This is a genomic window from Colwellia psychrerythraea 34H (assembly GCF_000012325.1).
GTDB lineage: Bacteria > Pseudomonadota > Gammaproteobacteria > Enterobacterales > Alteromonadaceae > Colwellia > Colwellia psychrerythraea_A.
This window is the reverse complement of sequence record NC_003910.7, coordinates 5,317,590-5,332,901: the sequence shown is the minus strand read 5'-3', so window position 1 is coordinate 5,332,901 and position 15,312 is coordinate 5,317,590. Positions and strand designations below refer to the sequence as shown.

General features: G+C 35.2%; 12 protein-coding genes. 4 read left to right on the top strand and 8 right to left on the bottom strand.

Features of this window, described 5'->3' with window-relative positions; genetic code table 11:
- Nucleotides 1–43 precede the first annotated feature (43 nt).
- Entirely contained in the window at nucleotides 44–1,180 is a 1,137-nt protein-coding gene (locus tag CPS_RS22560) for a glycosyltransferase (protein ID WP_011045735.1), read from the bottom strand.
- Nucleotides 1,170–2,510, bottom strand: coding sequence for a phenylacetate--CoA ligase family protein (locus CPS_RS22555; RefSeq protein ID WP_011045734.1), 1,341 nt, complete (start codon nucleotides 2,508–2,510; stop codon nucleotides 1,170–1,172). The genes CPS_RS22560 and CPS_RS22555 overlap by 11 nt, the downstream gene beginning before the upstream one ends.
- A gap of 288 nt (nucleotides 2,511–2,798) precedes the next feature.
- Between CPS_RS22555 and CPS_RS22550 the strand changes: the two genes are divergently transcribed.
- Genes CPS_RS22550 through CPS_RS22535 form a run of 4 tightly spaced genes read left to right on the top strand, consistent with a single transcriptional unit; the run spans nucleotide 2,799 to nucleotide 8,529 of the window.
- Nucleotides 2,799–4,298 carry a lipopolysaccharide biosynthesis protein gene (locus tag CPS_RS22550; protein ID WP_011045731.1) on the top strand — a complete coding sequence of 500 codons (1,500 nt, stop codon included), beginning with the start codon at nucleotides 2,799–2,801 and terminating at the stop codon, nucleotides 4,296–4,298.
- Nucleotides 4,291–5,481 (top strand): glycosyltransferase, encoded by a 1,191-nt coding sequence (locus CPS_RS22545; RefSeq protein ID WP_011045730.1) that lies wholly within the window; start codon nucleotides 4,291–4,293, stop codon nucleotides 5,479–5,481. Before CPS_RS22550 ends, CPS_RS22545 begins: the two co-directional genes overlap by 8 nt.
- A gap of 34 nt (nucleotides 5,482–5,515) precedes the next feature.
- Nucleotides 5,516–6,541 carry a lipid II:glycine glycyltransferase FemX gene (locus CPS_RS22540; RefSeq protein WP_011045729.1) on the top strand — a complete coding sequence of 342 codons (1,026 nt, stop codon included), beginning with the start codon at nucleotides 5,516–5,518 and terminating at the stop codon, nucleotides 6,539–6,541.
- A gap of 17 nt (nucleotides 6,542–6,558) precedes the next feature.
- Nucleotides 6,559–8,529 carry an acyltransferase family protein gene (locus CPS_RS22535; RefSeq protein WP_011045728.1) on the top strand — a complete coding sequence of 657 codons (1,971 nt, stop codon included), beginning with the start codon at nucleotides 6,559–6,561 and terminating at the stop codon, nucleotides 8,527–8,529.
- A 147-nt stretch (nucleotides 8,530–8,676) separates the two neighbouring features.
- On the opposite strand, the gene CPS_RS22530 is transcribed toward CPS_RS22535, so the two are convergent.
- The 6 genes from CPS_RS22530 to CPS_RS22505 form a co-directional block, all read right to left on the bottom strand.
- Entirely contained in the window at nucleotides 8,677–9,339 is a 663-nt protein-coding gene (locus tag CPS_RS22530) for a hypothetical protein (protein WP_011045726.1), read from the bottom strand.
- 13 nt (nucleotides 9,340–9,352) lie between these two features.
- Nucleotides 9,353–10,525, bottom strand: a complete 1,173-nt coding sequence (locus CPS_RS22525; RefSeq protein WP_011045725.1) for a prenyltransferase/squalene oxidase repeat-containing protein — start codon at nucleotides 10,523–10,525, stop codon at nucleotides 9,353–9,355.
- 55 nt (nucleotides 10,526–10,580) lie between these two features.
- Entirely contained in the window at nucleotides 10,581–11,591 is a 1,011-nt protein-coding gene (locus tag CPS_RS22520) for an acyltransferase family protein (RefSeq protein WP_011045724.1), read from the bottom strand.
- A 97-nt stretch (nucleotides 11,592–11,688) separates the two neighbouring features.
- Nucleotides 11,689–12,999 (bottom strand): O-antigen ligase family protein, encoded by a 1,311-nt coding sequence (locus CPS_RS22515; protein WP_011045723.1) that lies wholly within the window; start codon nucleotides 12,997–12,999, stop codon nucleotides 11,689–11,691.
- Nucleotides 13,000–13,140: 141 nt separating this feature from the next.
- On the bottom strand, nucleotides 13,141–14,211 hold the full coding sequence (locus CPS_RS22510; RefSeq protein WP_041737189.1) for a GNAT family N-acetyltransferase: 1,071 nt from the start codon (nucleotides 14,209–14,211) through the stop codon (nucleotides 13,141–13,143).
- 1 nt (nucleotide 14,212) lies between these two features.
- Complete coding sequence (locus tag CPS_RS22505) at nucleotides 14,213–15,301, bottom strand: acyltransferase family protein (RefSeq protein WP_011045721.1); 1,089 nt, start codon at nucleotides 15,299–15,301, stop codon at nucleotides 14,213–14,215.
- Nucleotides 15,302–15,312 lie beyond the last annotated feature (11 nt).

Below are 15,312 nucleotides of genomic sequence, written 5' to 3'. Positions count from 1 at the left end.
TAACAGTAATTTAACCTTTGCCAATATAACTTTATTTCTCAAATTAGTTATTAACTGACAGTAACTCAATGAGTTGGCGTTTATTGTTTTCCCATGTGAATTTTTTACTATGCGCTTGTATTTGTTTCTTATTCCAAGGTTGATTGAGTATGTAATTTAAGCCATTCTCTACCGCTATTTCACAGCGTAGTTTAATTAACTTGCCACAGATTTTTTCGTCTATTACTTCCGGAATTCCACCAACTCTTGTTGCTAATACAGGCGTGCCACAAGCCATAGCTTCTAAAATAACATTAGGAACCCCTTCGTTATAACTGGGTAATACTAATGCTTTAGCGTGAGTAATCAGCGCGGGTAATTTATGATGTTCAACAGAGCCCAGTAATTGAACTTTATCAGCAATATTGAGTGTTTTTGACAATTCAACAAGCCGTTCTTTCTCTACGCCAGACCCTGCATAGACAAGATGTAATGTAGGATAATTCTCACAGATGTTTGCAAACCCCTTGATAAGCTCGACGACACCTTTGTCATGCTTTAAGTTTCCAACATATAAAAGATAGTCACCGCTTAATGGTGTTTTTGTTTCTACACCGAACCTTTGATGGTCAACGCCATTATAAATAACCGATATTTTTTTCCGTTCAATACCCATGCCTACCATTTCATCTGCGAGTGCTTTTGAAACTGATAAAATACCCGATGCTCTTTTAGCTGCCTTTACTATTTGTTGAGCCCGAGCGGGAATTTTTCCATGTAGGTTAATATCGCTACCGTGAACTTTAAAAAAGAAATGACAGTTAAATAACTTACTTAACCAACTGGCGGCAACCGCTTCAGGAAAAGCCCAACTCGCCAATATTATTTTCGGCTTTTTATTAATTAACCACCAACCAGAGTGCATTAAAATAGACAAAAACATAAAGACACTATAAAAACGACGCCCCACTTTAGGCAGATAAAAGTAGGGAACGTATCTTAAATTTTCAGTTTGCTTTATTTCCTTTTTATGAGAAAACCATTCAGAAAAGGCTATAGGCACTAATACACTTTTGTCAAACTCGTCATCAAGTTGAGCGAATTGTTGGCGGTTAAAGGTTGCTCTATTAGGCTCCCAAGGAAGTGGGAATAAATTAGTTATAATTACCAATGAACTTTTATTTTTTGTATCAGACTTCACAAATAGTCACTCTATGTTTGCCGCTAATAGTTAATGGAATGTCATCAACTAATTTAAATTTTAAATTAAGTTCATTGGTTGCATATTTATTTATTTCAGTAGTAATGTTGTTTTGATCTTCTTTTGTGAATTTTTCGTTGGCAATAATGAAAATATGCACTTCATCAATTTTGCTCTGCTTCACTTGAAAACGGGAAATACCTTTGAACTCTTTAAACAAGTGCGGAAATAATTCTCCGGGAATGGTTTTCCCTGATGGTGTTTTTATAATATCTAGTTTCCTGCCATCCACACTACTCATCAAAGGTAGCGGGTTACCACAACGGCAGGGTTCATTTATCAGTGTAGCTCTATCACCATTTACATAACGAATAAGAGGCATGCCAAAATTATACAAATCGGTTATAACTAAATCGCCACTCTGCTCATAAACCGGTTTACCTTGCTCTGAAAGCGTTTCAACTACTAAGTGATCACTATTAATGTGTAAGTTCTTATACTCAGTGCACTCCGCAGACATTAACATAAATTCTCGACAACCGAAGGTGTCGTAAACATTGCAGTTAAAAGCCTTTTCTATTTCAGTGCGTTGGAAGTCATGAAGGGGTTCGGCTCCCGTTAAAATAGTGTTAGGAGAAAAAACCGGTGTATTGTTTTTATTGATATAACAGGCAAGTTCATAAAGTGGATTAACATAAGACACTAATGCCTTGGGTTTATAAGCACTAATCTCTTTTACATAATCAATCATATTATCTTTATCCATTGCAAATGAATTAAGCATTTTGCGATTATAAAACTTATGATAAAGGTCTGTTTTCATTCTTTTTAAAAAGGTGGGTTCGCCAACATCAGCTCCCCATAAATAAAGGGTTTTATGTCCTAACCCTGCACCTAGCCAGCCATAGCCACGCCACATTATGGCTTCACGCCTAGTATTACTGTCGGTGTTTAATTCGAAGCTAAACGGTTGACCAGTGGAGCCACCGGTAGATTTCTTTATATTATTTGAATAATTACTCGCGAGTAAATCACTATAATGCGCGGAAATATCATCTTTAGTAACGACAGGGAGTTTGGCAAAATCAGCCATGCATTTTATATCATTTCTTGAATTTATTCCTGATTTAGCCCAATGTTTAGGATAAAAAGATGTGTACTCAAATGCGTGTGTAATTAAAGCCTCAAGGGCTTGCCACTGTTTATCCTCAAGCTGCTTTTTCGTTAGTGTTAAATTACTTTCATAAATTTCAAGGTGGTGCAGTAAATTTTTGCCTTTTATTTTTTCATAAGCAGGCATTAAAAAACGTCGTAAAATAAAAGCGTACATAACTGCTAAAATCCTAAAATTGAATGAATGAGTATAAGTGCCTTTAATTTAACAAAAAATACAAATGAAAGTAACATTTTTGTAGTATTAGTTATAGATTTTTATTTACTTAGAACAACTCGTATTTTCAACAAAGATAAAGATAAACCGATTACATAATGTTACATTGTGATGATTTGATAAATAAGGAAGTTTTGTGACTCAGTATTTAGTGTCTATTGTTGTACAAGCGCGTAATTACAGTTATTTTGTGCCATATTTTTACAAGGTTAGTGCGGTTAAGTTTTAATGAAAAAACAATTAATTAAAAGTTCAACGTTTAGAACATTAGAAGTTATTATTATTACCGTAATATCGCTAGTGTTAACACCCTATCTTATTCATCATCTAGGTGATGCCCACTACGGGCTATGGATTCTAATTCTTTCAGCATTAGGTTGGTTTAATTTTATAGATCTTGGCTTTGCTTATGCAGTACAAAGAAACATCGTATTAGCACTGGAAAATAAAGACAACCACCGTATAAATATAGTTTTTTCAGTTGCTGTAGCCTTATTTTCTGTTTTGGGCTTTATTGCTGCTTTTTGTGTTTTGGTGCTTGCCTTTTTTCCTGAGTTACTCGGAATAAATGAAAAAGAACAGTCAATTGCAACAATAGCTTTTTCGATATTAGCGATTAAAGTTTTTTTAGATTTTATCATGAATTGTTTTCACGGTTTCTTCACTGCGTATCTTCGCATGGATATTGATGCGAACCTCGGTACTCTTAATATGGTGGTAAAATCAATACTGGTATTTTACCTAATTATTGATATGAATATTTATGGGGCAGTGTTTGCCACAATTGCTGCAGATATACTGACACACAGCTTAAAAATGCATTTTGCCCGTAAACTTCATCCGGAATTCAAGTTTGTTCTCCACTTGGTTAAGTTTAGCGAAGTTAGGCAATTATTCGCATTCTCCAAACATCTTATTTTGATGGGAATGGCAAAGAGTGTTAATCGACGAGTAGATCCCATTATTATTAGTCATTTATTAGGTTTGAAATTTGTCGCTATTTACAATGTAATTAATAGTTTGATGAATCAAGTTGAATCACTAGTTGGAGCTATCGTTGGTGTTTTTCAACCAGTACTTACCAAAATGGTTGCTAGAAATACAGGGCTGGATGGGACATTCAAACTGATCATCAGTATTAATTTTTTTACCGTCATTTTACTGTATATGCCATTGGCTATTTTAGCCGAAGATTTTATCACGTTATGGATAGGCCTTGATTATGCTCAAGCAGGGCAACTAGCTCCAATACTCGGGTTTGCTTATATTTGTCGAACGGTTTCTCGCCCGATCAGTAGTTTATTGTTAGCAAAAGCTCAACACCAGTTGTTGTCGGTTGTTAATTTGCTTGGGGCTTTATTAAACATCGGTTTATCGTTAGTGTTAGGTAGTCAGTGGGGATTATTGGGGATAGCCATTGCGACTGCATGTAGTTTTTTTGTATCTGATGTTATTTTGCATTTAGTCTTATTAAATAAATATACAGAATTACCAGTTTTAAAACCAATCTTGGAATTCATCAAACTTGTGGTTTTATACATTTTGCTTGTTGTCTTGGGTATAAGTATGATGCAATTATTTGAACCTCTTAATTGGGGGCAGCTAATTATTGCAGCGATTGCTTGTGTTTGTATAGCGTTGCTTATTGCATGGCCTATGCTGCTAGATAAAGAGGTTAAACAGAAGTTGCTTGGTATGCTAATAAAAACAGGAAAAGCTCATGACTAGAATCTTAATTGTCATCACAGAATATGAACCATTTTCTGCTAGTGGGGTAAATCGTATTCGTTTTTTCAAAAGGTTTCTTGAGCAGCACGGCCATTTTGTCGCAATATTATCAACGATTACATCCGCACAAGGTTTAAAATCAAACCAGATATTTGATAGTGAAAATAATATTTATCGAGCTTTTACATTAAGTTTGTTACAAAGACGATTATTAAGCAGTAGGCGATTACCAATTTATCCTTCATTAGCTAAAACTGGAAAATATGCAACATGGATCCCTTTTGCTGTTAATAAAGGTAAAAACTTAGTTAAAAAACTTGATATTGACCTTATCTTTACCTCTTTCCCTGATTTTGCTTCTGTTGATGTCGCAGAAAAAATAGCACGTGCGACAGGGAAAAAATTGATTACTGATTTTAGAGATCCTCCTTATTGGATTTACGATAAAGTTGATGAAAGTGCAAAAACAAAAGTTTGTCAGCCGATTGTTGAGCGTGCTGTATCACTTAGTCAAGAAATAATAACCTGTACAGAAGACAGTACCCAAAGCCTAAAGGATTACTATCAGTTCAATACAAATACGACTGTAATAGGTAACGGATTTGACCGAGACATAATTAATCAAATAAAGGCTGACAATCCTAAATTAAATAACACGTTTGAATTAGTTCATATTGGTTCTTTCTATAATGAAGGCCGGGATATAAAGCCAATTGTTCGAGCAATAGAAAAAAATTGCAAACATACAGATAAAAAAATCAAATTGAGGTTAATTGGTGATATACCTGATTTAAGCACGCAAAATCACCTAAAAAATACCGCTAAATCATTTGAGGTATCCATTGAACCGCCAGTACCTATGGAAGCTGCTTTAGCAATTGCCAAAAGTGCTGATGCATTGTTATTACTGCAAGGTAGTCGATTCGATAGACAGATCCCAACAAAAGCGTATGAATATTTGGCACTAAACCGACCCGTATGGGCGGTAATCGGTGCTGACGGTGCAACAAAGAAATTACTTGATAAATATTCCGATAATGTCGTGTACTCTGATTATGATGACGAAGATTGTATTGTTAGCGAATTCCCTCGCCTTCTAAATTTTCAAGTTAACGAACGTAATTGTGATGAGTTAAGTCGCCAAGCACAAATTGAACAAATACTATCATTAGTAAATTGTTGATATCTATTATGGTACCGGGACCTAGGGATTTGAAATGAAAGTAATAATTAATAAGGATATTTCCGCCGCTGAATGGGATAAACGAGTAACTCATTGTGGGGGGAATTATTTTCATACCCATGCATATGCCTTGTATGAAACGAATAACAGTAGTGGCACGCCGTTATTTCTTTCGCTCGTCACTCCAAACGGAGATGTTGAAGGTATAGCTGTGGTGCACCTTGAGTCACCAAAGCTTTGGCCGTTTTCAATATACTGTAAAAAGGCTAGTTTTGGCGCGTTACCTGAAACATTAAATTCCGACGATTTATTGCCATTTATGCGTTTAATTGAAGACGAATTAGCTAAGTTGGGTGTCTTTTATATCTTTAATCATGCCTATGAATCTCGTCACTCAAAAGATATTTTAACGGTACTAGGTTACCAATTAAATGAACGTAGTGAGTTTTATATTTCGCTGGAAGCGAGCGAAGATGATATTTGGAAAAAATTGAAAGGAAGTAAACGAACTGATATTCGTAAAGCAGAAAAAAAAGGGGTCGAATCTGTTTTTAAGCATTCAATAGAAAGTGTGGCGCAATTAAAATCAATGCAAAAGTCTGCTCTTGCACGAAAGGGGGTTGTGGTGAGTAATCATAGTAAAATGGTTAAGCGCATTAAAGATAAGCTAATTGACCTAGACCGTGCTGTTGTTGTAACCAGTAAAGTCGATAATGAAGCTATTAATGCCGGTCTCTTTGGTTATTACAATGATAAGGTATACTACGTTATTAGTGGCTCGACGATTGACGGCAACAAGTTCTCAGGTCCTGCTCACATGATTTGGCATACCATTTTGCAATTTAAAAAAAAGGGCTTTAAATCCATTAATCTTGGTGGTGTCAGCGAAGGAGAATCACAAAATCAAGCAGGTCTATTTAGTTTTAAAAAGGATTTTGGTGCTGAAATTGTTAACCAACCATCAGGACAAAAAATATTATCATCCACAGGTAATTTACTTAACAAAGTAAAAAACTGGTTGCAGCTATTAAAGGCAACTAAGCTTAACTATAATTCGTAATTAAGTAGGTGATTTAGTTGTATTATAGGAAAGAAATTGATGGTCTTAGAGCTATAGCGGTGATGCCGGTTATATTCTTTCATGCTGGTTTTTCTAGCTTTAGTGGGGGATATATCGGTGTAGATATCTTTTTTGTCATTAGTGGGTATTTAATCACTTCTATTCTCCTGAAAGAAATGGAAAATGATAAATTTTCACTACTTAGCTTTTATGAACGACGTGCGCGAAGGATCCTACCCGCATTATCTGCTGTATTGATTGTTACAAGTATCGCGGCATTTTGTTTAATGCCGGCAGAGCTATTAAAATCTTATTCACAAAGTGTTGTGGCTGTTGTAACTTTTTCGTCTAACATTTTTTTCTATTTAACCAATGGTTACTTTTCTACGGCTTCAGATGAAAAACCTTTACTGCATACGTGGAGTCTTGCCGTAGAGGAGCAGTACTATTTATTTTTCCCTATTTTAATGTCAGCATTATGGTCTAAAGGCAAGAAATACTTATATAGTTTGTTATTTATAATGACGGTAATTTCATTGTTTTTTGCTCAGTATTTGGCGATGAATAATCATATTGATGCAAATTTTTATCTTATATTTAGCCGTGCTTGGGAGTTGTTTATTGGCTCTTTAATCGCTTTCGGTAAGCCGATTAGTGTTGCGGATAAAAGGATTCGAAACGAGCTAGGAGGAATTGTAGGCTTACTGTTGATCATCTATTCGATCTTAACATTTGATAATGAAACACCATTTCCTAGTTTTTACACCTTGATACCAGTTCTCGGGACTGGATTTATTATTAGGTTTGCGCATGCCGAGACTTATATTGGGCGCCTTCTTTGCAATAATTTATTTGTTTCTATTGGGCTTATTTCTTATTCCCTATATTTATGGCACCAGCCAATCTTTGCCTTTTTAAGATTGAAAACCATTGGAGAACCCCTGAATATTTGGTTTTATATGGCAATTATTTTGACTTTTTTTCTTGCCATCACGAGCTATCGGTATATAGAGAAGCCTTTTAGAAATAAATCAGCTTATTCTAAGAAGGCAATTTTTAAATTGTCCGGTATATCGTTAAGTCTGTTCTTATTAATAGGCGTATTAGGGCATGTAGGTAATGGTTTTAAAGGTCGATTTCCTGAGAATAAATTTACAGATTCTATTAAGTTCAGCCCAAAACGTGAAGCCTGTCATACTCAGGGCGATTCATTTTTAAAACCTTCGGCAGCGTGCAGGTACTTTGAAAAAGATGTTAAATGGGCAAGTTTTGGTGATAGCCATATCGTTGAACCAACCTATGCATTAGCCAAACAACTTGAGGAAAATAACCTTGGAATATTACATTTGAGCTTTAGTGGCTGCCCACCAGCACTATTGTTTGATGTAAATGTAAAAGGGTGCTCAGAATGGATAAAGCAGTCATTGGACTATTTGGAGAATGATAAGACAATAACTAATGTCTTATTGGGTTTTAGATATAGTGAATTTTTATTTGGCGGGCAACAACATAACTACCCTGAACTGCCAAACATTAGCCCTAAAAATCGAATTAAAGTTACGCAGAAAAGTCAATCTACAGCTGAGTTAAGAGATATATACTGGGATAGCTTAGATGCAATTGTTCAGCGGTTACTCAGGGCAGGAAAAACTGTACATATTATGTATCCAATACCAGAAATGCCATTACATGTTAATAAAGCCATTTCACCCTTCTCTATATTCAGTGACGAATCAATGTTAGATCTCGAACAGTCGGTTTCTAAAAGCTACTACATGAGAAGAAACGAGTTTATTATTAACAAATTAAATTCTTTAGTATACGGAGATAAGCTATATCGAATTAAGCCATTTGAGCGTCTATGTGGAGAAAGTTATTGTTCGATAATACATAAAGGAAGTGCATTATACTTTGATGATAATCATTTGAGTTTAACTGGTGCTGAATTACTCATGAGAGATATAGCGAAAAATCACCGTAAATCATAAACCAGATGGATGTCTTAAATAAACTAAAATACCTTTAAATCGGCAAGAAATAGCAAAATCAATATTATGCTCACTGTCGAATTTTAAACAACTAATTAACAATGTATTAGAGGTAATATTGTTAATTAGTTTATCATCTACGATAGTCTAAACAGAGATCCAAGTATGATTGTTAGAGAACAGCTGCAGTACATGAAGCTTGCCTACTCTTTTGAATCCCATTGATGAAAATGACTTATGTGAACTTTTGCTTTTGGGCATTATTAAGGCCATAAGGCCTTTTTTGTTATTATCTTTTACCAATTTTAATTGCTCATTCATAAGGCAGGGTAAAATCTTTTTCCCTCGATGAGAAGGCTGTACAAAAGCCATGAATGCATAGCCATAGTGATTTTCTATCGCCCAATCTCGTAAAGATTTACTCTTACTAGGAAAAGGAAAGTTGTCGAAAGCAAGCCACATGTCACCAATAATATCATTATTAGGTAAAGATCTTGCAACTACTGTTTGGTGTCCTAATGGAAGCCAATTTTCGATATAACTGTCAGTCATATCACTTCTCTTTTCTAAGTAGGTAGTTTTGTTTTTGCAAAAATCACTCTCACTCCACCACTTTATTGAATAATCATTTTCGTTGGTATTTATCGCTTCGTTTACTGCTATAGCTGGTGAGCTTGAGTTCAAGTTATAAGTGTAAATAAAGTAATATTTATACGAGAACTTAAATTGTGCGGCTACTTTAACAATAGCTTTACGTATACCTTGTGTTTTTATAGTTGCTATGAGTTTATTTATCTTATGAATAACCATAATAATCCAATATTTATTTAATTTCTAATGCCAATAGTTGAGCGTCAATATAGAATTTTGCCGCCCAGTTCAGTTGTTGGTAACGCCCATAGCCACCTTGTACTGGATACGAACCCTGTACACCACCAGAATAAGCTTTATCTTCTTCAATTTTTATTGTTTTACGGACAAAAGTAATCGCTTGTAATGCTGCTTTAACAAATTCTGGATTAGGTGATACATCATTCAATAATAATAAGCATGAAGCAATTTGTACTGAGCCTGTTAGGCAACTCCAGTCTACCGTACCCTGCCAATCTTTATTTAATCTACCCGGTAAAAAGGAGTCTTTTATTAGCAGTGACGTAAGTGGTTTCGCTGTAATTAATGCCGCTTGATAGTACTTATCATCTTTGCTATGCAAATATGCTTCTACAACACCACGAAGGACATAACCGATAGTATGCGTTAGCGGATTTGTTGGATCTTCTAAGCAACAATCTACAAACCAGCCGTTGGCTTGCTGCTTTGTGAGAGCCCAGTCAACATTTTTAAGTGCATATTCAAGATATGTTGTATTCCCAGTAGATTTTGCTGCTTCCATTAACCCCCAAGCTACGTGCGTTTCATAGGCTTTCTCACCATTTGCCGCAAATGGTGTTGGGAACTTTCTCCAGCAACCATCATCATCTAGAGAGTCGCATAACCATTGAGCAGCTTTGTGGGTAGCTACTGAGTATCTATCTCCGTATTCACTCAAACCGGCAGCTAATCCGAGCAATATTTGGCCGGTATTAAATGTTACAGGTACAACGGGAGTGCTATCAATTCTTCCCCCTTGGAATGAGCCGTCATCAAATTGTATTGCCACTAACCAATCAAGTGCTTTTAAAGCGCTATCATTTAGATCTGGGCGTTGAAGTTGATGAGATGCTTCAATAAGCGTAGGGATTATATAGCCAGTGGTTTCAGGATAGGAAGAAGCCCAGCCATTAACGAAACTGAAATGACGAGCATAACCATTGTCATTTAATTTATTGTCTGATTGCGCTTTTAATAACCAAGAACAAACAACGTCTAGGGCTAATCTTTCATCAATATCGAATAAATCATTAACATGGACAGCATCTCTTTTTTTAGCCTCTTTTGCTGTCTGAGGTAGCTTAGCATTATATTTTATCGCTCTTAATGTATCTAATATAAACATTCAATCTTCCCTGTTATTTTCTGAAGCTCTAACTGATTCACTGCTTGTTGGTAAACTATAGTGCCAAAGAGTTTTTAGCACTATCAATTTTTTTATTGGGCGCCCATTTTTTATTGATGAATTTTCGCATCGGATCTTCAATAACATAATATGATGCTATACCTACAAAAATGGCTAATAACAATGCTACGCCGATAGGTAGTTTATCTTGAATTTTGTACAGAGGTTGTTGCCATAAATATATCGAAAAAGAGTATAGGCCTAATTGTGTTAATAGACGTGTACTTAAAAATTTTTGAATTGCATTTGAAGTGTCTTTAAGGTGATTAACGGTGAATGCTAATAATATAGGAGAGAAAAAACTACTCCACCAAGGCATTATGTTTAGATAGCAGGTTACCGCTACAATAAATGTGACCAAAGGTAGTGCGGGGTGAACTTTGATAAGTTTCGATTCAAGAAAGACTCGATAACCTGCAGCGTAGAAGATAAATGAAAGTGCTGCTTCAGTTCTAATTTCAGCGTTAACGGGCTGAGTTAATATATTGGTAGAGTAGAGCAAGAAAACTAACTGTGAAATCACTGCTAAAGCAATTAAGTTCAAAGAAGACTTTCTAAGGTTGATTACAAATAAAGTGATAAAACTCATTATGACATAAGCATGTTCTTCAACATTGAGCGACCATAGGTGTCCTATAGGTATAGTTGATTGATATATACTAATGTCGCTAGGAAAATAGGTGCGTAAAAAAAACAGTGTGGGGAATATATGCTCTGTTGGTGTGGTATCACCCAAGAGCCAGTATATGCTAAACAGTACCAATACAAAGACGAGAAAAACTGGAATAACTCTTGAAAACCGTCTGATATAAAATGTTCTTAGATCAGTTTTTTTAATAAAGAGAATGTTACCCATTAAGGTGCCGGAAAGGACAAAAAATATATCAACGCCTAAACGACCAGCATCCATAAAATTAATATGAAAAAAATGCGATAGCAACACTAAAAAAATGGCAATTCCACGCCAGCCATCTAAATATTGAATATGTCTAGTCTGATGCTCCAAAATTTCTCCATATGCTATTAAATATTGCTTTCACCACAATATTAATTTTCACCGTAATAATATTGTAAATCAGAAATTATATAAAAAATTAATAAGTTTACAATCCCATTTTCAAAGAAATATACACAGCAACTATAATGACCCAGCAATACCCCATTGACTTTATTGCATTAGCTTTACTGAAAATAGTGCTAAGTTCAGGCATTAACTTGATTAAACGAACATGTGACGCAATAGTCATTCCCATAAATATAAATAGTAATAATGTAAAAGAGCGACTCAAGAAAAAAGCTGTAATCATAAAACCTATCATTGAGAAAAATAAAGTTTTATTTAAGGCTAATTCATTTTTGCATTCAGTATTGTACTCTTCTGGTGATTGTGTTTTTATTATAAATAAGTAACCCACTAAAGCTGTAAATACAAGCGCTCCACCCCATAAAGAGTAACCTGGAATTCCAAGCTCACCAGCAATGTGGATATAAGAGTTATGGGCAACTCTTTCGTGTTCCTCCATAAAGTTCCCTGTACCCACGCCGAATATTGGATTAGATATCAACATCAATATTCCCGCGTACCAAGCTTCTAAGCGTCCGTCTATTGAAGAATCAATATTACTTTGCAAAGACGTGATAACCGTTGCTGCAATTGGCGATAAAATTGCTGCCGCAATAAATAATTTTGGACCTGCGCTCATAACGAGCCAATAAATCCCAAGTAAAGCGCCTACTCCTAACATGGTTCCTCGAGAGCCGGTTAAATAAATGCCATAGCCTAAAGCAGTAAGTGCGGCAAGCATGGTGACCTTTGTTAAGAAGTTACCTTTTGTATAAAAGTATAAAGTAAAGGGGATATTCATCACCAGAAACATGCCAAGGTCATTGGGATCGTTAAAGAAACCTAAATAAGTAATTCTTTTTTCGCCTAAACTAAGGTAACCAACCGAATGGGTATCTAAAGCCCAGCCATAACCTAAATAGCCAGTTTGTTGAGTGTGGCCATTGTGAACCATAAAAAGTGCAGCAACAATACATATTAGCATTAGAATATGTTGACGTTTGATGCTGGTAATACAGCTGCTATATAAAAAAAGAGGAATTATAGCGCTAATAAATAACTTTCGTGCCTGTTCAACACCATCCATACCCGAGCCATTCAAAAATCCTGAAACGACGATGAGGGGGATTAAACCTAATAGCATCCAGTGCTGTGAATAAAGCTTTAGGGGACGTTGTGCTGCAATAGTGGCGATGAAGGCGATGATGGCAAACACTTTGATAGTGATCCATTCCACACTAGAGAGAAACATTTCGTGCGGTCGTATCAATACTGATGCGGTATATAACACTAAGAAGAAAAAAGCAAAAGTGGAATCAGTGTTTTCTTGTTCAGGGAATTGTCGAGCCATGAAAAATATTAATCCTTTATTTTTATTTGTGACAACATTTTGGTTAAATATGCTTTTATGTTTGATTTTAGTATCTAATAAAAAAACATTATGCTATTAGATAGTTTATTGAACATTTTAAACAGTTATAAAGTTATTTAATTAAGCGCTAAGATACTTAACTTTAATTTTTTCAAAAACGCTATAGAACAATAGCTTAATGGGGCTAAAAGTTAATGTTATATTGTACATAGGCTGTTGTAGGGTAGCAAATTTAGCCTTATAACTGTCTTTTTTTTTGCCCATCATGAAATCGTAATAAGGTTTGTTATTATTCTCTATGGTCCATAAATGCAGTATTAATCCGGGTGACAAATGTGAGTACTCGCTTTCGTTCCAGCCTGACTGATAAAAGTATAATGTGGTAGCGTCTGAAAAATAATAATGTATCGCTATGGGGGTATCGTTAACCCATATGGCACTCATGGCGATATTTTTAGGTGACTTTTCTCGAAACTTTGCATGAAATTGATTGAATTCATCGCTACAGAAAGCGCCCTTTGCATTCTTACCTTGCCACCTTTTTTGGTGTAATTTTTTCATCAGTTGCCAATACTGGTCAAAGTCGCTTTGTTCAACCCAGTCAATCGTTGCATTTAATTTGTCTAATTGGTTTAAGCCTCTTCTATAACGAGAACGCATATTTTTAGATAGATTTTCAAGTGACCAGTTTAAGCCATTAACAATGTAGCGGGTGGCCTCATTAGACTTTGTTTGTTCATAATCAGCGAGAATGTTTCTAGTAGAGCTATTATGGAGTAATGCATGCCAATGTAGTTGGTCAGCTTTTAAATTCAATATCCATTGTTGAATTTTGGGTAATAAGTGTTCTTGAAATTTTTCGTTAATTAGAATGTCAGTATATTCGGTTGATATTTCTTGTGCTTCAGCTTCGCCTTGACCTAAAGGATAAAGTACTTTCATTGGAAGTATTGAATTATTTTGTTGGTAATAAAGAGGTACAATTGCAATCAACTCATCATCACACCAAGCAATTAAAACATTTAGTTGCCAGTTTTTTTGCCAGAACGTTTCAAGCCAAGAGGCAACCCAAGAAGTAGAATTAAATATTTTGCTTGTCGTTTGAATTTTAATTAATTTTTCCCATTGAGGAATTATTTTTAAGAGTTGTTCTATTTTAGTTAGCTCAGCCCAAGTGATTTTATCCGCCACGTTATGTATTCTCACCTGATTGCACTTGATTGATTGGTTTATCCTGGCGTTTAGCATTTTTAATTTTTGTTCTTAATTTTTCTATAGGGTTATCTACCCATTTGATAATAATTAAAGAAAGTAAGAATAAAACGGCAAAAGTTAATAAAACAGAATTGATTGTTATGCTTCCTTTAAACACTGTTACTTGTCCAAAGATTGTATAACTGGCTATTGCCGCCGCCTGATAATGTAGTAAATAAAAAGGATAAGAAAAATCTCCAAGTTTTTTATCTAAAGCTTTAGGGATAAACGAAGTGAATGGTTTCCCCATCGCTAAGGAAAGTACAAGCAAGAAGCTAATGATTAAGCTGCAATAAAATAATATTTCCATTGCCCACAAAGGCAAACCTTTTGTAATTGTAATTGATACAAATATGGCTATAGCAAGCATGGTTCCAAATAACGTAAGTGGGTAGTTAACCAAAACAGGAGGGATAAATTTAGTTTTATTATCTTTTACAAGAAAGAATATAAGTGCACCGAGCGAGAAGGGGAGAGAACCAGCGGGTATCGAAAAATATCTTGCATGCCAAAATAAATCTAAGGCATATGTGGCTAAAATAAATGCTAATGAAAGTGCCACCCAAATATATGTTCTGTTTATGGTTTTTGAAGCGCCCAAGGCTATTGCCGTATAAAAAAATAATTCTACTGTTAAAGCCCAAGTGGCTGGAGATAATCTAGGTTCAATCTGGTTTGGCATCCAATGAGGAAAAATTAAAGTAAAATTACCAAATATGGATATTATAGTGTCAGGAATAAACATGATGGCGTATTTCCCATCTTCTGAAAGGTCAAATAAAAGTATTAATAAAATAGTAGTGGCACATGCAAGCCAATAAGCTGGAAATAATCGCAAAAATCTATTTTTCGCAAATTTTATTTTTGAGGAATGAGCGTAGCCATAGCTGTTTTGCATGACATATGTCATTAAGTAACCACTTAAAATATAGAAGCCAAAAACAGCAAACCTTCCAAAATCGCTTACCCAAAATATATGGCCAACAACAACCATAATGGCCCAAAGGGTTCTTAAAGATCCGAACATTTAACTTCCTT

What these genes read in the sequence shown, in the direction of transcription:
- CPS_RS22555 (WP_011045734.1), bottom strand. Translation starts at nt 2,510, where the DNA reads ATGTACGCTTTTATTTTACGACGTTTTTTAATGCCTGCTTATGAAAAA.
- CPS_RS22550 (WP_011045731.1), top strand. Translation starts at nt 2,799, where the DNA reads ATGAAAAAACAATTAATTAAAAGTTCAACGTTTAGAACATTAGAAGTT.
- CPS_RS22545 (WP_011045730.1), top strand. Translation starts at nt 4,291, where the DNA reads ATGACTAGAATCTTAATTGTCATCACAGAATATGAACCATTTTCTGCT.
- CPS_RS22540 (WP_011045729.1), top strand. Translation starts at nt 5,516, where the DNA reads ATGAAAGTAATAATTAATAAGGATATTTCCGCCGCTGAATGGGATAAA.
- CPS_RS22530 (WP_011045726.1), bottom strand. Translation starts at nt 9,339, where the DNA reads ATGGTTATTCATAAGATAAATAAACTCATAGCAACTATAAAAACACAA.
- CPS_RS22525 (WP_011045725.1), bottom strand. Translation starts at nt 10,525, where the DNA reads ATGTTTATATTAGATACATTAAGAGCGATAAAATATAATGCTAAGCTA.
- CPS_RS22515 (WP_011045723.1), bottom strand. Translation starts at nt 12,999, where the DNA reads ATGGCTCGACAATTCCCTGAACAAGAAAACACTGATTCCACTTTTGCT.
- CPS_RS22505 (WP_011045721.1), bottom strand. Translation starts at nt 15,301, where the DNA reads ATGTTCGGATCTTTAAGAACCCTTTGGGCCATTATGGTTGTTGTTGGC.